The organism is Actinomadura sp. NPDC049753 (assembly GCF_040674655.1).
Taxonomy (GTDB): Bacteria; Actinomycetota; Actinomycetes; order Streptosporangiales; family Streptosporangiaceae; genus Spirillospora; species Spirillospora verrucosospora.
Window position 1 is genome coordinate 1 of sequence record NZ_JBFARL010000159.1, and the last position, 19,076, is coordinate 19,076.

General features: G+C 73.7%; 24 protein-coding genes. 11 read left to right on the top strand and 13 right to left on the bottom strand.

Features of this window, described 5'->3' with window-relative positions:
* Window positions 1-141: 141 nt before the first annotated feature.
* Window positions 142-843, bottom strand: coding sequence for a glycerophosphodiester phosphodiesterase (locus AB0K37_RS30800; protein WP_363986978.1), 702 nt, complete (start codon window positions 841-843; stop codon window positions 142-144).
* A gap of 77 nt (window positions 844-920) precedes the next feature.
* Here AB0K37_RS30800 and AB0K37_RS30805 point away from each other — a divergent pair, with 77 nt between their 5' ends.
* Window positions 921-1,796, top strand: a complete 876-nt coding sequence (locus AB0K37_RS30805) for an alpha/beta hydrolase (protein WP_363986938.1) — start codon at window positions 921-923, stop codon at window positions 1,794-1,796.
* Between the two features lie 128 nt (window positions 1,797-1,924).
* Here AB0K37_RS30805 and AB0K37_RS30810 read toward each other — a convergent pair whose 3' ends face one another.
* Window positions 1,925-2,839: an SDR family oxidoreductase gene (locus tag AB0K37_RS30810; protein ID WP_363986940.1), complete on the bottom strand. Its 915-nt coding sequence runs from the start codon at window positions 2,837-2,839 to the stop codon at window positions 1,925-1,927.
* A 111-nt stretch (window positions 2,840-2,950) separates the two neighbouring features.
* Between AB0K37_RS30810 and AB0K37_RS30815 the strand changes: the two genes are divergently transcribed.
* Window positions 2,951-3,514: a TetR family transcriptional regulator gene (locus AB0K37_RS30815; protein ID WP_363986941.1), complete on the top strand. Its 564-nt coding sequence runs from the start codon at window positions 2,951-2,953 to the stop codon at window positions 3,512-3,514.
* Between the two features lie 26 nt (window positions 3,515-3,540).
* On the opposite strand, the gene AB0K37_RS30820 is transcribed toward AB0K37_RS30815, so the two are convergent.
* Both AB0K37_RS30820 and AB0K37_RS30825 read right to left on the bottom strand, forming a co-directional pair.
* Window positions 3,541-3,978, bottom strand: coding sequence for a VOC family protein (locus tag AB0K37_RS30820; RefSeq protein ID WP_363986943.1), 438 nt, complete (start codon window positions 3,976-3,978; stop codon window positions 3,541-3,543).
* A gap of 1 nt (window position 3,979) precedes the next feature.
* On the bottom strand, window positions 3,980-4,549 hold the full coding sequence (locus AB0K37_RS30825; protein ID WP_363986945.1) for a DinB family protein: 570 nt from the start codon (window positions 4,547-4,549) through the stop codon (window positions 3,980-3,982).
* Between the two features lie 62 nt (window positions 4,550-4,611).
* Between AB0K37_RS30825 and AB0K37_RS30830 the strand changes: the two genes are divergently transcribed.
* Entirely contained in the window at window positions 4,612-5,562 is a 951-nt protein-coding gene (locus AB0K37_RS30830; RefSeq protein ID WP_363986947.1) for a YafY family protein, read from the top strand.
* Between the two features lie 174 nt (window positions 5,563-5,736).
* On the opposite strand, the gene AB0K37_RS30835 is transcribed toward AB0K37_RS30830, so the two are convergent.
* Window positions 5,737-6,231, bottom strand: a complete 495-nt coding sequence (locus AB0K37_RS30835) for an Imm21 family immunity protein (RefSeq protein ID WP_363986949.1) — start codon at window positions 6,229-6,231, stop codon at window positions 5,737-5,739.
* A gap of 185 nt (window positions 6,232-6,416) precedes the next feature.
* Between AB0K37_RS30835 and AB0K37_RS30840 the strand changes: the two genes are divergently transcribed.
* From AB0K37_RS30840 to AB0K37_RS30850, 3 genes are all read left to right on the top strand, one after another.
* On the top strand, window positions 6,417-6,611 hold the full coding sequence (locus AB0K37_RS30840) for a DUF1059 domain-containing protein (protein ID WP_363986951.1): 195 nt from the start codon (window positions 6,417-6,419) through the stop codon (window positions 6,609-6,611).
* Window positions 6,612-6,616: 5 nt separating this feature from the next.
* On the top strand, window positions 6,617-6,913 hold the full coding sequence (locus tag AB0K37_RS30845; RefSeq protein ID WP_363986953.1) for a hypothetical protein: 297 nt from the start codon (window positions 6,617-6,619) through the stop codon (window positions 6,911-6,913).
* Window positions 6,914-7,032: 119 nt separating this feature from the next.
* Window positions 7,033-7,941, top strand: a complete 909-nt coding sequence (locus AB0K37_RS30850) for an oxygenase MpaB family protein (protein ID WP_363986955.1) — start codon at window positions 7,033-7,035, stop codon at window positions 7,939-7,941.
* Here AB0K37_RS30850 and AB0K37_RS30855 read toward each other — a convergent pair.
* The 4 genes from AB0K37_RS30855 to AB0K37_RS30870 are packed head-to-tail and all read right to left on the bottom strand — an operon-like array spanning window position 7,938 to window position 11,089.
* Entirely contained in the window at window positions 7,938-8,804 is an 867-nt protein-coding gene (locus AB0K37_RS30855) for a PD-(D/E)XK nuclease family protein (protein ID WP_353834245.1), read from the bottom strand. The two genes, AB0K37_RS30850 and AB0K37_RS30855, sit on opposite strands and share 4 nt — an antisense overlap.
* Window positions 8,805-8,836: 32 nt before the next feature.
* Window positions 8,837-9,544 (bottom strand): MBL fold metallo-hydrolase, encoded by a 708-nt coding sequence (locus AB0K37_RS30860; protein ID WP_345186645.1) that lies wholly within the window; start codon window positions 9,542-9,544, stop codon window positions 8,837-8,839.
* A gap of 10 nt (window positions 9,545-9,554) precedes the next feature.
* The gene (locus tag AB0K37_RS30865) at window positions 9,555-10,421 is read right to left on the bottom strand and encodes a PHP domain-containing protein (RefSeq protein ID WP_363986957.1); all 867 of its coding nucleotides are present in this window, start codon (window positions 10,419-10,421) and stop codon (window positions 9,555-9,557) included.
* A gap of 20 nt (window positions 10,422-10,441) precedes the next feature.
* Window positions 10,442-11,089, bottom strand: coding sequence for a DUF6758 family protein (locus AB0K37_RS30870; RefSeq protein ID WP_363986959.1), 648 nt, complete (start codon window positions 11,087-11,089; stop codon window positions 10,442-10,444).
* Between the two features lie 84 nt (window positions 11,090-11,173).
* Here AB0K37_RS30870 and AB0K37_RS30875 point away from each other — a divergent pair, with 84 nt between their 5' ends.
* The gene (locus AB0K37_RS30875) at window positions 11,174-11,560 is read left to right on the top strand and encodes an NUDIX domain-containing protein (protein WP_363986961.1); all 387 of its coding nucleotides are present in this window, start codon (window positions 11,174-11,176) and stop codon (window positions 11,558-11,560) included.
* Here the strand turns inward: AB0K37_RS30875 and AB0K37_RS30880 are convergent.
* Together AB0K37_RS30880 and AB0K37_RS30885 are read right to left on the bottom strand one after the other, a co-directional pair.
* On the bottom strand, window positions 11,555-12,877 hold the full coding sequence (locus AB0K37_RS30880; protein ID WP_363986963.1) for a CPBP family intramembrane glutamic endopeptidase: 1,323 nt from the start codon (window positions 12,875-12,877) through the stop codon (window positions 11,555-11,557). The genes AB0K37_RS30875 and AB0K37_RS30880 overlap by 6 nt on opposite strands.
* A gap of 53 nt (window positions 12,878-12,930) precedes the next feature.
* Entirely contained in the window at window positions 12,931-13,869 is a 939-nt protein-coding gene (locus AB0K37_RS30885) for a CoA ester lyase (RefSeq protein WP_363986965.1), read from the bottom strand.
* A gap of 39 nt (window positions 13,870-13,908) precedes the next feature.
* Here AB0K37_RS30885 and AB0K37_RS30890 point away from each other — a divergent pair, with 39 nt between their 5' ends.
* Window positions 13,909-14,409 (top strand): hypothetical protein, encoded by a 501-nt coding sequence (locus tag AB0K37_RS30890; RefSeq protein WP_363986967.1) that lies wholly within the window; start codon window positions 13,909-13,911, stop codon window positions 14,407-14,409.
* A gap of 30 nt (window positions 14,410-14,439) precedes the next feature.
* On the opposite strand, the gene AB0K37_RS30895 is transcribed toward AB0K37_RS30890, so the two are convergent.
* The gene (locus tag AB0K37_RS30895) at window positions 14,440-15,339 is read right to left on the bottom strand and encodes an RNA polymerase sigma-70 factor (RefSeq protein WP_363986969.1); all 900 of its coding nucleotides are present in this window, start codon (window positions 15,337-15,339) and stop codon (window positions 14,440-14,442) included.
* Between the two features lie 106 nt (window positions 15,340-15,445).
* On the opposite strand from AB0K37_RS30895, the gene AB0K37_RS30900 reads away from it, so the two are divergent.
* The gene (locus AB0K37_RS30900) at window positions 15,446-16,744 is read left to right on the top strand and encodes a CBS domain-containing protein (protein ID WP_363986971.1); all 1,299 of its coding nucleotides are present in this window, start codon (window positions 15,446-15,448) and stop codon (window positions 16,742-16,744) included.
* Window positions 16,741-17,238: a DUF1003 domain-containing protein gene (locus AB0K37_RS30905; RefSeq protein ID WP_363986973.1), complete on the top strand. Its 498-nt coding sequence runs from the start codon at window positions 16,741-16,743 to the stop codon at window positions 17,236-17,238. Before AB0K37_RS30900 ends, AB0K37_RS30905 begins: the two co-directional genes overlap by 4 nt.
* Here the strand turns inward: AB0K37_RS30905 and AB0K37_RS30910 are convergent.
* The gene (locus tag AB0K37_RS30910; protein ID WP_363986975.1) at window positions 17,235-17,687 is read right to left on the bottom strand and encodes a MarR family transcriptional regulator; all 453 of its coding nucleotides are present in this window, start codon (window positions 17,685-17,687) and stop codon (window positions 17,235-17,237) included. The genes AB0K37_RS30905 and AB0K37_RS30910 overlap by 4 nt on opposite strands.
* A 131-nt stretch (window positions 17,688-17,818) precedes the next feature.
* On the opposite strand from AB0K37_RS30910, the gene AB0K37_RS30915 reads away from it, so the two are divergent.
* Window positions 17,819-18,958, top strand: a complete 1,140-nt coding sequence (locus AB0K37_RS30915) for an Mrp/NBP35 family ATP-binding protein (RefSeq protein WP_363986976.1) — start codon at window positions 17,819-17,821, stop codon at window positions 18,956-18,958.
* Window positions 18,959-19,076: the final 118 nt, after the last annotated feature.

Below are 19,076 nucleotides of genomic sequence, written 5' to 3' on the forward strand. Positions count from 1 at the left end.
CTGCGCTTGCGCTCGGTGGCGACCGCGCAGCCGGCCCCGCCGCCGCACCCGCGCCGGCAAGCCGGCCGCGACTTCGGGCGGTACCGCCGAGGCGTCGCAGACCGCCTGACCGGGCGGCGGAGCGGCCGACCGCGAGACGTCTCAGTCCCGCGGTCGCGTTCCGTCCGGGCCTCTTCCCTCGCGCAGTCTGAGGGCGAGGCCCGGATGGTCGGTGACGAGGACGGCGACGCGCGGGTCGCGCAGGAAGCGGCGCATGACGGGCTCGGCGTTGACCGTCCAGATCATGGCCGGTATCCCGGCGCGCCCGCACTGGCGCAGCACGCCGACGCGGGCGAGCCGGTGGTTGAGGGCGACCATGTCGGCGCCCGCCCGCCGGATCAGCCGCAGCGGCGCGAAGTCGTGCGCGGCGCCCCGCTCCCACAGGTTGCGGCCGACCGACAGGGCGGTCCGCACCCCGGGGAAGCTCTTCTTGATCTCCACGAGGGACGTGATCTCGCCGGTGGTCACCACGAAGTTCCCGGTGCCGAACGCCTCCACGGCCAGCGCCACGCTCTCGTGCTCGCAGCCGCGCTCCTTGAGGTCCAGATGACCCTGCGCCCGGCCCGCGATGATCTTCATCGCGTCGCCGGCCAGCGGCACCGGCCGCACCGCGAGCTCCTGGATCCGCTCGTAGGGGAGCCGGTTCAGCCGGAGCCCCGCGATCTCGGGATCGTGGTGGACGACGAGCCGCCCGTCCCCCGTCCGTCTGATGTCGATCTCCACGTACTCGGCGCCCGACGCGACCGCGTCGCCGAGGCCCGTGAGGCCGGCCTCGTCGCGGCGGTGGGCGGAGATGGCAGGCATGGCGACCACGCTGGCGACGCTACCACCGAAGATTTCTTACCGATGCCCGCAGGCCCCCATTGACTAAGGTTTCCACCGTGAGTACGCCCCGGTTCGTGAGTCTGCCCCCCGGTGTTCGCCGGACGACCGTCGAGACCTCCCGCGGCCCGTTCGCCGTGCTGGAGGCCCTTCCGGGATCGGGCATGCCCGACCGCTGCCCCGCCCTCCTCGTCCCCGGCCTCACCGGCAGCAAGGAGGACTTCCTCGCCGTCCTGGAGACCCTGGCCGCGTCGGGTCGCCGCGTCGTCGCGATCGACATGCGCGGCCAGTACGAGACCCTCGGCCCGGACGACGAGAGCGCCTACACCCGCGCGGCCCTCGGCGCCGACATCGCGGCCCTCCTGTCGGCGCTGGGCCCCGGCCCCGTCCACCTGGTCGGCCACTCGTTCGGCGGCCTGGTGTGCCGCGAGGCCGTCCTCGCCGGGGCACGCCCCGCGTCCTTCACGGTGATGAGCTCGGGTCCGGGCGCCGTCGGCGGCCCGGCCGCCGCCAGGGCCCGCGCCCTGCGCGACGCCATCCCCGAACTCGGCATGGCGCAGATCTGGGAGCTCAGCCTCGAACCCGACTACCTGGGACGGGGCATCCAGCGCGAGATCGTCGCCTTCCTCAAGGCCCGCACGCTCGGCAACTCCGAGAAGGGGCTCGCGCGCATGGCGGACGAGATCCTCACCGCCCCCGACCGCGTCGACGAGCTGGCCAAGCACTGCGCCGACACGGGCCTGCGCGTCCTCGTCATCTACGGCGAGGACGACGACGCCTGGGACCCCCGCGCCCAGGCCGCCATGGCCGAACGCCTCAACGCGCCCAAGGTCGTCATCCCGGGCGCCGCCCACTCCCCCGCGTGGGACGCCCCCGAGACCACGGCCGCCGCCCTGCTCGCCCTCTGGTCCGACAGCGAACGCACCCTCAAGTAGGTACCGGTCGCACGACCGGTCCATGCCCTCTCCGGGTGCCCGCCGCCGCCCGCCGGCCCCGGAGACCGACGGCGGGTCACCGCGGCGTCCTCAGCCCGCCTCGGCGCCCGGCGGGCCGTGTCCGCCGTTCACGGAGCCTGGAAGTAGTGCCCCATCTCCAGGTCCTCGACAAGGTTCGGGCCGGTCGGGCGCCATCCCAGCAGCTCGCGGGTCAGCGCGCTCGACGCCGGCGCGTCCAGGCCCACGACTCCGGCGAGCCAGCCGAAGTGGCCGGCCGCGTCCCCGGGAGCGATGGACGCCACCGGCAGGTCGAGCCGGCGTCCGATAGCCTCGGCGATGGCCCGGAACGGCACGCCCTCATCGGCGTTCGCGTGCAGCGCCGACCCCGCCGGGGCCTTCTCCAGCGCCAGCCGGAACAGCCGCGCGGCATCCGACACGTGGCCCGCGGGCCAGCGGTTGGCCCCGTCGCCGATGTATCCGGCGACGCCCTTGTCACGCGCGATGCCGACCAGGCCGGCCACGAAGCCCTTGTCGCCTTCGCCGTGCACGGTCGGCGGGAGCCGGACGACCGACGAGCGGACACCACGGGACGCGAAGGAGAGCGCGAGCTGTGCGGTGGCCTGCCGGGCCTGCACCTCCTCCCCCTCGGCGGGCTCGCGCCCGTCCCGCTCGGTCGCCACCCGCCCCGGCGCGAGGCCGAGCAGGCCGGAGGCGAGCACGAACGGCCGATCGGAGCCCGCGAGCGCGTCGCCGAACGCCTCGACGGCGCGCCGGTCCGCGTCGGCGGCGTCCTGGAACCCGCCGGAGAACGCGATGTCGTGCTTGAACGCCAGGTGGACGACGCCGTCCGAGGCCGCCGCGGCGTCGGCGAGGACGTCGAGGTCGTCCAGGGTGCCGCGGCGCACCCCGGCGCCGGCCGCGGTGAGGGCGGCGGCCGAGGCGTCGGAGCGGGCGAGCCCGGTGACGCGGTGGCCCGCCGCGAGGAGTCCGGGAACGAGCGCCGATCCGATCCAGCCGGACGCCCCGGTGACGAAGACGTGCATGGGAGACCCTCCGTTGAGCCGCCGGGCACGGTCGTGCCCGGATCGATGTCAGTCACTGTCATCACCATACACGCACGATGTCAGTGACTGTCATCGACTAGGATTCCGGCCATGGGGCGATGGGAGCCGAACGCGCGCGGCCGGCTCGAACAGGCGGCGCTGGACCTCTACGGCGAACGCGGCTTCGACCGGACCACCGTCGCGGAGATCGCCCGCCGGGCCGGCCTCACCGAGCGCACGTTCTTCCGCCACTACGCCGACAAGCGCGAGGTCCTGTTCGCGGGCTCGGCGCTGCTCCACGACCTGCTCACCACCGCCGTCGCCGACGCCCCGGCGACCGCGGCGCCGCTCGACGCGACGGCCGCGGCGCTGGAGGCCGCCGGCGCCGTCTTCGCTGGACGCCGCGACCACGCCCGCCGCCGCCAGGCCGTCATCGACGCGAACGCGGAACTGCGCGAACGAGAGCTGATCAAACTCGCCACCCTGGCCGGGGCGCTCGCCGAGGCCCTGCGCCGCCGCGGCGTCCCCGACCCGGCCGCGGCCCTCACCGCCGAGGCCGGCATCGCCGTCTTCAAGGTCGCCTTCGAACGCTGGCTCGGCGACGACCGCCACGACCTCCCCCACCACATCCGCGAGTCCCTCGACGAACTCAAGGCCGTCACCGCCGGCAGATGACCGGCGGCGCACCTCCGCCGGATCTCTCAGTCGAGGCAGAACTCGTTGCCTTCGGGGTCGGCCATCACGATGTGGCCCGCGTCGAGCGGGGGCTTCGGGTCGTGGCGCTGGAGGCGGGTGGCGCCGTGGGAGACGAGGCGGTCGGCCTCGGCCTCCAGGGCCGCCATCCGCTCGTCGCCGTCGAGGCCCGGCGCGGCCCGCACGTCGAGGTGCACACGGTTCTTGACCTGCTTGCCCTCCGGGACGCGCTGGAAGAACACCCGGGGGCCGGAGCCACCGGGGTCGACCACCGCCGACGCGTCGTTGCGGTTCTCCTGCGGGACGCCCATCGCCTCCAGGGCCTCGTCCCATGACGCGAAGCCGCCGGGCGGGTCCTGGAGCCGGTAGCCGAGGGCCTCGGCCCAGAAGGCCGCCATCGCGGCGGGGTCGGCGCAGTCGAAAGTGATCTGGACGTTGCGGGCCATGTCAGCTCGCCTTCCGGTGAGTGTGCGAGTAGAGGTCGCGGAGCAGACACACCTCGGACAGATGGTGGATCAGCTCCCGGTCGATGTGCAGGACCAACGCTGCCAGGGGACGCTCGGCATAGGGGCCCTCGGCCTCCCCGCACGGGCGGGTGAGGCCGGTCTCGCCGAGCGATTCGACCCCGGCCAGCCATGTCGCGTACTCCGCGTCGAGCTGGGTCAGCGCCTCGTCCGCCGTCGTGGCGTACTCGAAGGCCTGGTAGTCGGTGGGCGTGCGCCCGAAGTGCGCGGCGCTCCGCACCGCCAGAACACCGACGATCACGTGCGCGAGCCGCCAGGCGATCGTCGTGAAGGGGGCCGGGTCGGGCGGTGGCATCGCGAAGTCGATGGTCATCGCACCGGCACCCGCCTGCACGGGCGCGGTGCCGGTGCCGCGCGGGCGCACGCTCCAGCAGCCGGGCGCGGGCTCCCAGAAGTACTCGTCGTCGGTAAGCCCGCTGATGCGAGGACGCAGCTGGTTGTCCCAGTGCCAGGCGATCTGGTCCCGGAGCAGCGGATTCCAGGTCTCGGTCATGGGGCCAGTGTGGCGGCAATAGCGGACAGCAGCGGTCCGTGATTCGTGGAACGATTGCGCGTGTGAGCGTTGAGGGGACGACCGAGCGGGTCCTGCGGCTGCTGGCGCTGCTCCAGCGGCGGTCGTCCTGGACCTCCGCCGCCCTCGCCGCCGAACTGGGCGTCACCGACCGCTCGGTGCGGCGCGACGTGGAGCGGCTGCGCGCGCTCGGGTACCCGGTGCACGCGACGGCGGGCGTGGGCGGCGGCTACCGGCTGGGCGCGGGCACCCGGCTGCCGCCGCTGCTCCTCGACGACGAGGAGGCGATCGCGACGGCGGTGTCCCTGCGGATGGCGTCCGGCGGCACGGTCGCCGGGGCGGGCGAGGCGGCGCTGCGGGCGCTGGCGAAGCTCGACCAGGTGATGCCGCCCCGCCTGCGGGCCGAGGTGCGGGCGGTGCACGGCGCCACCGAGACCCTCGTCGGCCCCGGCGTCCAGATCGACGCGGAGCTGCTGGTGACGCTCGCGCGGGCCTGCCGCGACGCGGTTCGGGTGCGGTTCCGCTACCCCGGGCGGGACGGGGAACGCGAGCGCACGGTCGAGCCGGTGCGGATGGTCGCCACCGGACGCCGCTGGTACCTGATGGCATGGGACGCCGACCGCGACGGCTGGCGCACCTTCCGGCTGGACCGGATGCGCGAGGCGGTGGCGACGACCTGGCGGTTCCGGCCGAGGGAGCATCCGGACCCGGTCGCCTACGTGCAGCGGGCCGTGACCGAGGCGCCGTACCGGCACCTCGCGCGGATCCGCGTCCACGCCACGGCCGACGAGGTGCGGGAGCTGGTCCCGCCCCAGGTGGGACGGGTCGAGGACGATCGCGACGGCCGGTGCGTGCTCGTCGTCGGCGCGGCGGACCTGGACGCGCTCGCCGTGCACGTGGCCCGGCTGGACTTCGAAACGGAGGTTCTGGAGCCTCCGGAGCTGCGGGAGGCCGCCGCCCGCCTCGCCCGCCGCCTGGCGGCGCTGGCCGGCTAGGGCTGTGTTTCACAGTCCCGGCCCACTTCGCTCGCCTGGCGGCTCGCTCCGTGACCGTGCCCGGGCGAACGCGGCATCGCTTCGCGATCTGCCCGGCTCCGCTCGCCTCCGGCTTCGCTCCACCGGCCAGTTCACGCGTTCGCGCGTGCGGCCGAGGCCACTTCGAGACAGGCGCTAGGGCACGGGCCGGAGCTGCACGAGGATCATCCAGTTGCGGTCGTCCCGCGTGGGGGCGGCGCGCACCCGGTAGCGGCCCGGGGCCAGGTCGATGCCCAGGTGGTTGCCGGGTTCGGGGGTCGCGCCGGGCCAGGCGGAGTCGAAGAGGACGACGGCGCCGTCCACGTCCCAGTCGAGCTCCTCCCGCCACTCGACGCGGTGGACGGCCCGCCTGGCCGCCTCGACGAGCTCGGACTCGGAGTCGGCCGCCGCCCACCGCACGAAGAGGCGCTCGTCCGGCAGGTAGGTCGTGGTGGCGGGTTCGTCGCCGAGGACGAGGCCCCGCCCTTCCCCGATGCCGACCAGCCCGATGTAGCCGTCGACCGCGCAGGCGCGCCCGTAGTCGCCCCAGTTCTCCTCGGGCCCCTCGTCGTCGGTCGCGCCCTCCCAGCGGGCCAGCTGCGACGCGGGCGCGGCCAGCAGCGGCCCCCCGCCGGACTCGACCCACTCCATGGGCACACCCTCTCCTCGGTGAGGCGTCACCGTACAACGCGCCTCGGACACCTTCCCCCTGACATGGGGATATGCGACGATTGAAGTGCATTGTGACGGTGTGGCGGGATGAACGGCCGGACGGGGTGCCGCCGCCGAGCACGATCTCACCTCGCGCGCGGGCGCCGGGCCGGCGAGGGGGAGACATGCGCAAGGTCGCCGACTGCAGGGAAATGCCGAGCGAGATGAACTGCACGCTCGCCATCAGCGGCGAGGAGGACGAGGTCGTCCGCGCCGCCGCCGAGCACGCCGCCTCGGTGCACGGGCACGAGGACACCCCGGAGCTCCGCGAAGAGATCCGCACCCACCTCAAGAACGAGCGCGCGACGGTCGGGAGCTGAGCCGGATGGGCTTCGTACAGATCATCGACTACCGCACCGACCGCCAGGACGAGCTGGAAGGCCTGTTCGACGAGTGGGCGCAGGCCAGCCAGGGGAAGCGGACAGCGACCCACGAGCTGCACACCAAGGACCGCCAGGACTCGTCCCACTACGTCGACATCGTCGAGTTCCCGTCCTTCGAAGAGGCCATGCGCAACAGCGACCTCCCCGAGACCCGGCGCATCGCCGGGCAGATGGAGGCCCTGTGCACCGACGGCCCACGCTTCCTGAACCTGGAGGTCGTCCGAGACGAGCCCCTATGACCGACTAGACCACCGGAGCCGCGTATGCCGTGGACGCCTCGCCTCCCGGAAGGGGGGCGGTGGCGCGGGGGCGCTGGGGTAATGACACACTTACTTCAGTTTGTCTCACGGAGGTGTACATGTCGGCGACCGTCCAGGCTCCCGAGAGCGTCACGTGGCGCGTCCACATCGACCGGTCCATGTGGATCGGCGGGGTGCGCAGCCTCATGCTCCAGGCGCTGCACCCCATGGCGATGTGGGGCGTCTGGCAGAACTCCAACTTCCAGGAGGACCCGTTCGGGCGGCTCCAGCGCACCGCCGACTTCGTCGGGGTGGCCACGTACGGGTCGCATGAGGAGATCGACGAGTTGGCGTACCGCGTCCGGGAGATCCACCGGAGCCTGCGCATCCTCAACCACGACACCGGAAAGCGGGAGCGGCTCGACCAGCCCGAACTGCTGCGCTGGGTGCACTGCGCCGAGGTGTACTCCTACCTGGAGGTCGCGCGGAGGGCCGGGCTGCCGCTGACCGACGCCATGGCGGACAAGTACCTGGACGAGCAGCGGCACACCGCGACCTACGTCGGGCTGCACGCCGACGACGTCCCCGGCAGCGTGGCCGAGATGGAGGCCTACCTCGCCGAGATGCGGCCCCAGCTGCGCGTCACCGAGGAGGCCGCCGCCACGGTGCGGTTCCTCATGTGGCCGACGATGCCCGAGAATCTCAAATTCCTCGCGCCCGGGAAGCCTGGCTACTTCCCGTTCGGAGCGCTCTGCTACTACTCGCTGCCGGACTGGGCCCGCCAGATGTACGGGGCGCTGCCCGAGGTGCCGCAGCCCGCGGTGACGGCGGCGCTCCGCTCGTTCCGCCTCGCGATGAACGCGGTCCCCGAGCGGCTGCACGACTACGCGTTCGCCAAGAACACCCGCGACATGCTGGAACGCGCCCGGCAGCGGCTCGCGGCCGACGGCTACGACCTGAGCAAGGGCCTCTACGGCCTCCGCGACCCGCGCCGCTGGCCCGGGCGGCGGGAACTCGCCACCGCCTAGACGGCGTCGACGGGAAGCGCCGCCCAGGGCTCCTTGCGCGGGGCGGCCTCCCGGCCCTCCGGGCAGTGGCGGGCGAAGTCGCACCACGAGCACAGGTTCCCCGGACGCGGAGGGAACAGCTCGTCGTGCGGGGCGTGGTCGACCTCCCCCTCGCGGGGCCTCGGCACGCCGGCGCGCTTCCCGGCGCCGGCGCGGTAGGCGTCGTCGGCGGCCGCGGCCTCGGCGGCGATCTGCTCCGCGCGCCGGATGTGCCGGGCCAGCGACTCGTCGGTGTGCTCCCACACCGCGACCTCGCCGGACGGCAGATGGTGCAGCTCGACCCGGCGGCACGGGCGGCGCAGGACGCGCGACGCCGCCACCGCGTAGATCGCCAACGCCAGCGAGCCGCGGGCGTCGTCGGCGGTCAGGACGTGCCGCCCGGTCTTGTAGTCCACGACGACGAGCTCGGAGCCGCGCGCGTCCAGCCGGTCGATGCGCCCGGACACCGCGATCCGGTCGGTGCGGGTCGCCACGGTGCGCTCGACGCCGAGGGGCTCGTCGGACGGGTCCAGCCCGGCGACGTACCGCTCCGTCATCTCCCGGGCCCGCTCGCGCCACTGCGCGGACTGCGCCTCGTCGCGGAACCCGTCGGTCAGCCAGCCGCGGAGCAGCAGCCTCCCCGCCGCCTCGGGGCTGCGCTCGTGGACGGGCAGCCGCCACCAGCCGGCCAGCGCGTTGTGCACGCTCGCACCGACGCTGTTGTGCGCCCACGGCGGCCCCTTGGGCGGCATCGGACGATCGAGATACGTCATCCGGTACCGGCGCGGGCAGTCCAGCCACGTGTTCAGCCGCGAAGGCGTGCACGTGTAAAGCCGCTGAGGCATCCCCTCAAAGCCCAGCTGCTCGGCTCCCACAGCTAGTCGTCAGACTCCCTCGCCATGGAGCCCCAGCTCTCCCAGCGGGCGTCCTCTTCGCCGACCGTGGTCTCCTCGCCCTGCGCGGGCAGGACGCGCAGGTCCTTCGGCAGCGGGGTGAGCAGCGCGCCGATCGAGTTGAGCTGCTTGCGCAGGTCCTCGTAGACGCCGCCGACCGAGCCCGGGCGGCCGCGGTGCAGGGTGTCGCCGGAGAACAGCAGGCCGAGCTGCTCGCTGATCACGCAGACGCTGCCGGGCGTGTGGCCCGGGGTGTGCACGATCTCCAGCTGCGCCTCGCCGATCTCGAAGACGCCGCCGTCCTCAAGCCAGATGTCGGGTTCGAGGGAGCGCAGCGCCTTGGCGTCGTCCTCGTCGTCCTCCTCCTTGGCGAGGCGGCCGAAGTAGTCGCGCCACAGCAGCCGGTCGGCGCGGTGCAGGGCGATCGGCGCCCAGTTGTCCTCGTCCTCCTCGCCGGCCGCGGCGACTTCGAGGACCACGCTGAGGCGGTGCTCGTTGCCGTCGGTCAGCAGGACGGCCATGACCTCGCGGTCACCGACCTCCTTGAGGATGGCCTCGGCGTCGTTGGCCGGGTCGATCACGATGACCTCGTCGTCGTCGCCGACGATGTAGGTGTTGTTCTCGACGTCGTACTCGGTGTCGTCCAGGGTGAGCTTCCCCGACGTCACCACCTGTTCGATGCGCGCGTCCACGCTTCGCACCCTACCGCGATTCGCCGCCCCGGTCGGGCAGACGGAGATCGCCGCCGGTGGCGGCCGCGCGGAGCGCGTCGAAGGCGTCCGGCGCGGTGGTCTCGACGCCGATCCGGTCGCCGGTGAACGCGCCGTGGTCGTCGCTGGAGCCGGTCACGGCGAGGCCGAGCGCGGCGGCCAGGTCGCGCAGCCGGGCACGGTCCTCGGGGGCGTGGTCGGGGTGGTCGGTCTCGACCCCGGCGAGCCCGGCGGCGGCGAGCCTCTCGATCACCTCGTCGCCGAACACGTACCCGCGGCGGCGCGCCCGGGGGTGGGCCAGGACGCACACTCCCCCGGCCGCGCGGACGAGCTCGATCGCCCGCTCCGCGTCGAGCGCGTACCGCTCGACGTAGGCGCGGCCGCCCTGCGCGATCCAGCGGGACGTGAACGCCTCGTCCGCGGTCTCGATCACGCCGGCCTCCACCATGGCGCGCGCGATGTGCGGGCGCCCGACCGCCTCGCCCGTGGCCAGCGCGCGGACCATGTCCCAGCCGACCTCGGCGCCGAGAGCGTTCAGCCGCTCCACCATGCCGCGCGCCCTGACCACCCGGTCGTCGCGGATCCGGGCCAGCTCGGCGGCCAGCACCGGCTCCCCCGGGTCGAACAGGTAGCCGAGCAGGTGCAGGCTCCGGCCGTCCTCCTTGCACGACAGCTCGATGCCGGGGACCAGCGCCAGGCCGTCCGGGAGGGACGCGGCGGCCTCGTCCCAGCCGGCGACGGTGTCGTGGTCGGTGAGCGCGACGACGTCGACGCCGTTCTCGCGCGCCCGCCGGACGACCTCCGCCGGCGGCCGGGTCCCGTCGGACGCGTCGCTGTGGCAGTGCAGATCGATCCGCATAGGCCCTTCATACCAGCCGCTCAGCCGTCGAGGCGGGGGCTGTACGCGCCGTAGGGGAGGTCGAGTTCCATTCCCGGCTCGCGGAGGTCGAGCAGGGTGAGGCGCTCCACCATGAGCACCCCGGCGTCGGCGGGCCACAGCACCGCCCACAGCCAGTTCCCCATCGCCTCGCCGACGTAGGCGGCGCGGTCGGGGCGGTCGCCCACCGCCCACATCGGCACCGTATGCCCGCTGGTGGCGGCGGGGCCGCCGATGTCCAGCTTCACGTGGGGCGGGCCGCCGTTGAAGGCGGTGCCGGGATCGGGGCCCGAGAGCCCCGCGTAGTGGGCGCCGAGACCGATGCCCGGTTCCTCGGCGATCAGCACCATGTCGGCGGGGCCGTGCAGCAGGCCCGGGCCGGACACCGCGACGGCGGTCGCGCGGGCGCCCGAGCGCTCGTCGCCGACGGAGGCGAATCCCGTGACGAGCCACGCCGCCGGAAGCGGCCACGGCGTCCAGACCGGCACCCTCGCGTCCCGCAGGACGACGGCCAGCCCCTCGGGGCCAGGGCGATGGGACGGCTGCCTCGGCAGTACGGCACCGTGCACGCCGCAGCTCCAGTCGCTGGACCAGAGGCTCGGCGCGGTCAGCGGGCCCGCACAGCGCGGGCATGTGGGCTCCGCCCTCATGACTAACCACCCTGCGCGGCCACGTCCCGCCTCGTCAAGGGGCTGGGGGGTCGCCGCCCTGGAAAGTGGCGACAAAATGGGGTCATGCGAGTGCGCTGCGTGGGCGGGATCGTCCGGGACGGCGAGGGGCGGTTCCTGCTGGTCAGGCGCGGCCATCCGCCGGGAGAGGGCCTGTGGTCGATCCCGGGCGGGCGGGTCGAGCCCGGCGAGGACGATCCGGCGGCGGTCGCCCGCGAGCTGAGGGAGGAGACCGGTCTGGACGTCCTCGTCAGCGCCCTGGCCGGGACGGTGGAGCGCCCCGGGCCCGGCGTCGTCTACGAGATCCACGACTACATGGCCACCGTGTCCGGCGGGACGCTCCGCGCAGGCGACGACGCGTCCGAGGTCCGCTGGGTGTCCCCGGGCGAGCTGGGCGCTCTCCCGATGACGCCCGGCCTGCTCGACGCCCTCGCCGCCTGGGGTGTCCTATGAGGCGTGCGCGGGCGCCGTGGCCGCGGTCAACGGCGCCTCGCCGTCCCCGGGGCCGGCCGTGACCCGCTGGACCCGCATCCGCCGCGCCAGCCACGTGACGGCGGCCGCGTACAGCAGCATCGGGACGATGTCCGCCGCGACGAGCTGCCAGGGGACGGCGCCCTGCTCGATGTCGAGCTGACCGATCGCCGCGGGTCCGAGGAACGCCATCAGGTTGTTGAACACGTGCAGGGCGATGCCGGCCTCCAGCCCGCCCGTCCGCACCGTGAGCCAGGCCGCGACCGCGCCGAACGCGAAGATGTCGAGGATTCCCCAGCCCGTGTAGCCATGCCCGGCCGTGAACAGGGCCGAGCCGACGACGATCCCCGGCCACGGCGTGCGGAACACCACGCTGAAGGCACGGCCGACGCGGCTCCTGGCGTTCTCCAGAGTGCACGCGCCCACAGCCTGGAGCACCCAGCCGCGGAACGCGTACTCCTCCGCCGCCGACTGGAACGGAACCAGCAGGATGATGACGATGGCGGGGGCGACGAACCGTCCCCACCCGACCCAGTGTTCGTCGCCGCCCGACGGGTCGTCGATCGCGGCGGAGGCGGCGATGGACGTTCCGTAGGACACGACGCAGAACAAGATCGCCAGGCCCGAGCAGGCGAGGAGCCAGCGCCGGCGCAGCCGCCCCGCGACCGAGGAGAGCGTGCCCGGCCGCCGCCGCTGGACGACCCACGCCGCGCCCAGCGTGACCGGCAGGAACAGCGCCAGCGACCCGAGGTTGTACGCCAGGTCGGCCGTCTGGTCGCCGAAGATCGAGTCGGTGTCCGTCCCGGGGGTGTCGGGAGCCTCGCCCGTGACCACCACCTGGACGATGACGCCCACGATCAGCAGCCCGATGGCCAGGGCCATCCCGAGGGCCGCGATCCCGAAGGTCCCCGCCAGCGGGCGCCACCACCGGTGCACCTCGTTGCGCGCCAGCCGGTGGAACGGGGCCGCCTTGGGCGTCTCCACCGTCCAGGGCCGCTTCGCCGCGTGGATCCCGTACGGGGGGGCGTAGGGGCCGAAGTGGTCCGCGCCCGGCGGCTGCGCCGGCACCCCGTCCCAGTACGGCGTTCCGGGCGCGTACCCCTGACCGTGCGGCCCGCCGGGGCCGTAGGGCTGCCCGGCGCCAGGGGGCTGTGCCGGGTTCGGCGGCCAGGCGGCGGGCGGCGGCCGAACGCCCTCCGGCGCCGGCTCGGGACCGGACGGCTGCGGGTTCCGCCGGGGCTCGCGTCCCAGATCGGGGTCGAGGGGCGCCCAGCCGTCGCCGTCCCCTGGTCCTGCCACGTGTGACGCCTCCCGGTAGATCTCGTGTACGTGGGACGAATCGTACGGGCCCATCAGTTCCCGGACGGATCGAAGCGCTTCGTCCGGGCCAACCCCGCGGCGCGGCCCTTGGCGGCGACGACGAGCGCCATCTTGCGGGACGCCTCGTCGATCATCTCGTCGCCGAGGCGGGCGGCGCCGCGGCCCTCGCCGAGCGAGTGCTCGTAGGCGTCGAGGATCAGCTCGGCGTGGTCGTAGTCGTCCTGCGTCGGGGAGAACACGGCGTTGCCCGCCTCGATCTGGGACGGGTGCAGCACCCACTTGCCGTCGAAGCCGAGGGCGGCGGAACGCTCGGCGACGCGGGTGAAGGCCTCCACGTCGCGGACGTTGAAGTAGGGGCCGTCGATCGCCTGGAGGTCGTGGGCGCGGGCGGCCATGAGGATCCGCATGAGGATGTAGTGGTAGGCGTCGCCCTCGGTGTAGCCGGGCGGCTGCTCGCCGACGACGAGGGTCTTCATGTTGATCGACGCCATGAGGTCACCGGGGCCGAGGACGAGGGCCTCCAGCCGGGGCGAGGACGCGGCGATCGCGTCGACGTTGACCATGCCCCGGGCGTCCTCGATCTGCGCCTCGATGCCGATGCGGCCGGGGGGCAGGCCCGTCGCCCGCTCGATCTGCGTGAGAAGCCGGTCGAGCCACTGGACGTGGGAGGCGTCCGACACCTTCGGCAGCATGACCGCGTCGAGGTTGGCGCCGGCGCCCTCGACGACCTCGATCACGTCCCGGTAGGCCCAGTGGGTGTCGAGGTCGTTGACGCGCACCACCCGCGTCCGTCCCGCCCAGTCGCCGTCGTTGAGCGCGGCGACCACGGTCGCGCGGGCGCCCTCCTTGGCCGACGGCGCGACGGCGTCCTCCAGGTCGAGGAAGATCTCGTCGGCGGGCAGCCCCTGAGCCTTCTCGATGAAGCGGGGATTGCTGCCCGGGACCGCGAGGGTGGTACGTCGTGAGCGCATGGCCCCGGATGCTATCCAGGGGTGTGAGACCCTCGGGGCATGGGTCTGAACAGGGCACTGCTGGAGGAGGCGGCCAAGAAGTCGGGGCTGCTGTGGCTGGACCTGCCCGGTCTCCCCCAGCCGCGCGCCGCCTGGCACGTGTGGCACGACGGGTCGGCGTACGTGCTGACCGGCGGGGAGGGCGAGCAGCCGCTGCCGGGCCTGCCGGAGGCGGCGCAGGTGACGGTGATCCTGCGCAGCAAGGACAAGGGCGGGCGGCTCCTGGCGTTCGTCGCCGACGCCGAGCAGGTCGAGCCGGGCTCGCCGCTGTGGGACGAGGTGGCGCCCGTCCTCGCCAAGGAGCGCCTGAACGCCCGGACCCACGAGGGCCAGGTGGAGGCCTGGGCCGCGGAGTCGTGGATCGTCCGGCTCACCCCGGCCGAGGAGGTCGTCGAGGCGGGCGGGGAGTACGCGACCGTCCGGCCGGTGCCGACGCCCGCGACGACCGCCGGAACGCCGCCGCGCCTGTACGGCCGCAAACGCCGGCGCGCCGACCGGTAGCCGCCGCGCGGGGCCCACGGCGGCGGGCCGTCACATCGGCAGGCGGCGCCCTTCCGCGAGGGCGCGCAGCTTGTCCGGGTTGGCCACCAGGTGGATGGCCTGGACCATGCCGTCCGCGTCGACGTCGGCGGTGACGGCACTGATCGGCCCGTTCGGGCCGTCCACGACCAGGGCCGGTTCGCCGTTGAGGTCGACGCGCCGGAAGCGCATGTCGGCCGGGTCGACGCCCTCGTAGGGCTGACCCTCGATCGCGCCGAGGAAGCGCGCGATCCGCTCCGCGCCGAAGATCGTCCGGCGGGGCGCCCGGACCTTGCCGCCGCCGTCGGACCACAGCGCGACGTCGGGCGCGAGGACCTCCAGGAGCCGGTTGACGTCGCCGCCGAGCACCGCCTCGAAGAACCGCTCGGTGGCGGCGCGCCGCTCGGCGCCGCGGGCCTCGAAGCGGGGGCGCCGCGCCTCCACGTGCTTGCGGGCGCGGGTGCCGAGCTGGCGGACCGACGCCTCGGAGCGGTCCAGCGCCTTGGCGATCTCGGCGAAGGGGTAGCCGAAGACCTCCTTCAGCACGAACACGGCGCGTTCGAGGGGGCTCAGCGTCTCCAGGACGACGAGCATGGCCATCGACACCGACTCCGACATCTCGGCGTCCTCGGCGACGTCCGGGGAGGTCAGCATCGGCTCGGGCAGCCACGGCCCGACGTAGGTCTCGCGCTGGGCCCGCGCGGAGCGCAGCCGGTCCAGCGCGACGTTGGTGGTGATCCGCACGAGGTAGGCCTTGGGGTCGGCCACGCCGGAGCGGTCGCCCGCCGACCAGCGCAGCCAGGCGTCCTGGACGGCGTCCTCGGCGTCGGCCGCCGTGCCGAGCATCCGGTAGGCCACAGCGAACAGCAGGTTGCGGTGCTGCTCGAACGGCTCTGCGAAGGCGTCGCTCACGGTCCCCCACCCTTTCACGTCCCTTTCGCCCCCCAGACGCCGGGTGACGGCCGGATGTGACATACCCGTCCGGATCAGTCGGGAGATCACGGGTAGTGTCCAGGCCATGAGCGGACCTCCGTCGCGGGTGTTCATCGCCCGGCTCGCGGGCGTCGCGGTGTTCGACCCGGCCGGGGACCAGGTCGGCCGGGTCCGCGACGTCGTGGTCGCGCTGCGCCTCGCGCCGCGTCCGCCGCGGGCGCTCGGGCTGGTGGTGGAGGTCGCCTCGCGCCGCGCGGTGTTCCTGCCGATCACGCGGGTCACCGTGATCGAGGCGGACGCCGTCGTCTTCGACGGGCGGCTGAACATGCGCCGCTTCCAGAAGCGCGAGTCGGAGACGCTGGTGATCGCCGAGATGCTGGACCGGACCGTCCGGTTCCGCGACTCCGGCGAGGCCGCCTTCGTCGTGGACGTGGCGATGGAGCCGACCCGGACCCGCGACTGGCTCGTCACCAAGGTCGCCGTCCGCCGCCGGACGGGCCGGGGCCTGCGCAAGCGCGGCGAGAGCATGGTCGTGAGCTGGGACGCCGTGGAGGGGTTCTCCGCCGTCGAGCACGGGCAGGGCGCCGCCGGGCTGATCGCCGCGTTCGAGCGGATGAAGCCCGCCGACCTCGCCACGATCGTGCACGAGCTGCCGGAGAAGCGGCGCACCGAGGTCGCCGTCGCGCTGGACGACGAGCGGCTCGCCGACGTCCTGGAGGAGCTGCCCGAGGACGACCAGATCGAGATCCTCGGCAAGCTCGGCGTGGACCGCGCCGCCGACGTCCTGGAGGCGATGGGCCCCGACGACGCCGCCGACCTGCTCGGCGACCTGCCGACCGAGCAGCGCGAGCAGCTGCTGACGCTGATGGAGCCGCGCGACGCGGCCCCCGTCCGGCGGCTGCTCACCTACCCCGACCAGTCCGCGGGCGGCCTGATGACGACCGATCCGGTCATCGTCCCGCCGGACGCCACGGTCGCCGAGGCGCTCGCCCTGATCCGCCGTCCCGACCTGAACCCGGCGCTGGCGGCCCAGGTGTACGTGTGCCGGCCCCCGACCGCGACGCCGACCGGCCGCTACCTCGGCACGGTGCACTTCCAGAAGCTGCTGCGCGAGCCGCCGCCGACGCTGGTCAGCGGGATCGTCGACGCCGAGCTCGACCCGCTGCGCCCCACCATGTCGCTGGAGGCCGTCGCGATGTTCCTGGCCACCTACAACCTGGTCGCGGGCGCGGTCGTGGACGAGAACGGGCACCTGCTGGGCTCGGTGACGATCGACGACGTCCTCGACCATCTGCTGCCCGAGGACTGGCGGGAGGCCGCGATGGAGGCGACCGCCGAGGAGACCGCCGATCCCGAGGAAGAGGCTCTCCGGGGGACGACATGACGACGACACGCCAGATGGCCTCGCGCCTGGACCAGCCGAGGGAGCTCCGCCGGACGCTGCTGCCGCGCCCCTACTACGATCCCGAGTCGTTCGGGCGGCTGTCGGAGCGGATCGCGCGGTTCCTGGGGACGGCCCGGTTCCTCGTGTACATGACGGTGTTCGTCGCCGTGTGGATCGGCTGGAACCTGCTGGCGCCGTCGTGGCTGAGGTTCGACCCGTACCCCTTCATCTTCCTGACGCTGATGCTGTCGCTGCAGGCGTCCTACGCGGCGCCGCTGATCCTGCTCGCCCAGAACAGGCAGGACGACCGGGACCGCGTCCAGTACGAGCAGGACCGGTCGCGCAACGAGCGCAGCATCGCGGACACCGAGTACCTCACCCGCGAGATCGCGGGGCTGCGGGTCGCGATGAGCGAGGTCGCCACCCGCGACTTCCTGCGCTCGGAGCTCCAGCAGATGATCAGGGAGCTGGACGCCAAGAAGCCCGTCCCCTAGGCCCCCTCGTCGGCGAGCTTGTCGAGGATGTGGCCGAGGGCGTGCAGGTCGGGCTCGTCCAGCCGGCTCAGGATGTGGTCGCGGACGCCCTGCCGGTAGGTGGGCGCGGCCTCGGCGAGCCGGGCCCGGCCGTCGGCGGTCAGGACGGCGAACAGGCCGCGCGCGTCACTCGCGCAGGACTGCCTGGCCACCAGCCCGTCCCGCTGGAGCCGGTCGACCAGCCGCGTCAGGCCGCTGCGCGACAGCAGCACGCGGTCGGCGAGGTCGTTCATCCGCAGCCGCCCGTCGGGCGCCTCGCCGAGGTGCACGAGGACCTCGTAGGCCCCGAGCGCGAGGTCGTGGCGGGCCGTCAGGTCGGCCTGCAGCCGGCGGGAGATCTGCGCCTGGGCGCGCAGCATGGTCCGCCACACGATCAGCTCGGCGGCGGCCGAGGCGAGGTCGGTGGTCACGGACCGATGGTAGGACGGGCGGGCCGCCCGCGCGATGGACGCGCAGGCCGCGTGCCCTCCGCGTGTACGCCGGGTGTGAGGACCGACACCCTGATTAGCAGGTTGGCGCGTCGGGTTCATACCATGGACGCATGGCCTCCCTTCTGACGAACGAGCGGGTGAACGCGGCTCTCGCCACGGTGCTCGATCCCGAGATCCGCAAGCCCATCACCGAGCTCGACATGGTCAAGAGCATCGACATCGACGCGGACGGCGCCGTCCGCGTCGGCGTCTACCTGACCGTGGCCGGGTGTCCGATGAAGGACACCATCACCAGGAACGTCACGGAGGCCGTGTCCAAGCTCGACGGCGTGTCCTCGGTGGTCGTCGACCTCGACGTGATGAGCGAGGAGCAGCGCAAGGACCTGCAGACCAAGCTGCGCGGCGGGCAGCCCGCCAAGGAGATCCCGTTCGCCCGGCCGAACTCGCTGACCAAGGTGTACGCGGTGGCGAGCGGCAAGGGCGGCGTCGGCAAGTCGTCGGTGACGGTGAACCTCGCCGCCGCGCTGGCCGCGCAGGGCCGCAAGGTCGGGGTCGTGGACGCCGACATCTACGGCCACTCGGTGCCGCGGATGCTGGGCGTGGACGCCCCGCCCACCAAGGTCGAAGACATGATCATGCCGCCGACCGCGCACGACGTGAAGGTCATCTCGGTCGGCATGTTCACCGCCGGGAACCAGCCGGTCGTGTGGCGGGGGCCGATGCTCCACCGCGCGCTGCAGCAGTTCCTCGCGGACGTGTACTGGGGCGACCTCGACATCCTGCTGATGGACCTGCCGCCCGGCACCGGCGACATCGCGATCTCGGTCGCGCAGCTGCTGCCGTCCGCGGAGATCCTCGTCGTCACCACCCCGCAGCAGGCCGCGGCCGAGGTGGCCGAGCGGGCGGGCGCGATCGCCGCGCAGACCCACCAGCAGGTCGTCGGTGTGATCGAGAACATGTCCTACCTGACGTGCCCGCACTGCGGTGAGCAGCAGCACATCTTCGGCGAGGGCGGCGGCCAGACGGTCGCGGACGCGCTGACGAAGACGCTCGGGACCCGCGTCCCCATGCTCGGCCAGGTGCAGATCGACCCGCGCCTGCGCGAGGGCGGCGACAACGGCGTCCCGCTGGTGCTCTCCGACCCCGACGCCGGGGCGGCCAAGGAGCTGCGCACGATCGCCGACAAGCTCGGCGGCCGCAGCCGCGGCCTCGCCGGCATGTCCCTCGGCATCAGCCCCAAGGGCCGCTGACCGCCGCTCGCCCGGGGCCTCCCCGGGCGGGCGCCCGCCGCCGCCGAAAAGGAACGCCCCCACCGCCACCGGGGGGATGGCGGGCGCCAGATAGACCAGGGACGCCATCGTCACCAGG

What these genes read in the sequence shown, in the direction of transcription:
- AB0K37_RS30840 (WP_363986951.1), top strand. Translation starts at nt 6,417, where the DNA reads ATGCGCAAGGTCGCCGACTGCAGGGAAATGCCGAGCGAGATGAACTGC.
- AB0K37_RS30845 (WP_363986953.1), top strand. Translation starts at nt 6,617, where the DNA reads ATGGGCTTCGTACAGATCATCGACTACCGCACCGACCGCCAGGACGAG.
- AB0K37_RS30915 (WP_363986976.1), top strand. Translation starts at nt 17,819, where the DNA reads ATGGCCTCCCTTCTGACGAACGAGCGGGTGAACGCGGCTCTCGCCACG.
- AB0K37_RS30885 (WP_363986965.1), bottom strand. Translation starts at nt 13,869, where the DNA reads ATGCGCTCACGACGTACCACCCTCGCGGTCCCGGGCAGCAATCCCCGC.
- AB0K37_RS30870 (WP_363986959.1), bottom strand. Translation starts at nt 11,089, where the DNA reads ATGAGGGCGGAGCCCACATGCCCGCGCTGTGCGGGCCCGCTGACCGCG.
- AB0K37_RS30815 (WP_363986941.1), top strand. Translation starts at nt 2,951, where the DNA reads ATGGGGCGATGGGAGCCGAACGCGCGCGGCCGGCTCGAACAGGCGGCG.
- AB0K37_RS30865 (WP_363986957.1), bottom strand. Translation starts at nt 10,421, where the DNA reads ATGCGGATCGATCTGCACTGCCACAGCGACGCGTCCGACGGGACCCGG.
- AB0K37_RS30810 (WP_363986940.1), bottom strand. Translation starts at nt 2,839, where the DNA reads ATGCACGTCTTCGTCACCGGGGCGTCCGGCTGGATCGGATCGGCGCTC.
- AB0K37_RS30800 (WP_363986978.1), bottom strand. Translation starts at nt 843, where the DNA reads ATGCCTGCCATCTCCGCCCACCGCCGCGACGAGGCCGGCCTCACGGGC.
- AB0K37_RS30825 (WP_363986945.1), bottom strand. Translation starts at nt 4,549, where the DNA reads ATGACCGAGACCTGGAATCCGCTGCTCCGGGACCAGATCGCCTGGCAC.
- AB0K37_RS30855 (WP_353834245.1), bottom strand. Translation starts at nt 8,804, where the DNA reads ATGCCTCAGCGGCTTTACACGTGCACGCCTTCGCGGCTGAACACGTGG.
- AB0K37_RS30835 (WP_363986949.1), bottom strand. Translation starts at nt 6,231, where the DNA reads ATGGAGTGGGTCGAGTCCGGCGGGGGGCCGCTGCTGGCCGCGCCCGCG.
- AB0K37_RS30875 (WP_363986961.1), top strand. Translation starts at nt 11,174, where the DNA reads ATGCGAGTGCGCTGCGTGGGCGGGATCGTCCGGGACGGCGAGGGGCGG.
- AB0K37_RS30900 (WP_363986971.1), top strand. Translation starts at nt 15,446, where the DNA reads ATGAGCGGACCTCCGTCGCGGGTGTTCATCGCCCGGCTCGCGGGCGTC.
- AB0K37_RS30850 (WP_363986955.1), top strand. Translation starts at nt 7,033, where the DNA reads ATGTCGGCGACCGTCCAGGCTCCCGAGAGCGTCACGTGGCGCGTCCAC.
- AB0K37_RS30890 (WP_363986967.1), top strand. Translation starts at nt 13,909, where the DNA reads ATGGGTCTGAACAGGGCACTGCTGGAGGAGGCGGCCAAGAAGTCGGGG.
- AB0K37_RS30905 (WP_363986973.1), top strand. Translation starts at nt 16,741, where the DNA reads ATGACGACGACACGCCAGATGGCCTCGCGCCTGGACCAGCCGAGGGAG.
- AB0K37_RS30820 (WP_363986943.1), bottom strand. Translation starts at nt 3,978, where the DNA reads ATGGCCCGCAACGTCCAGATCACTTTCGACTGCGCCGACCCCGCCGCG.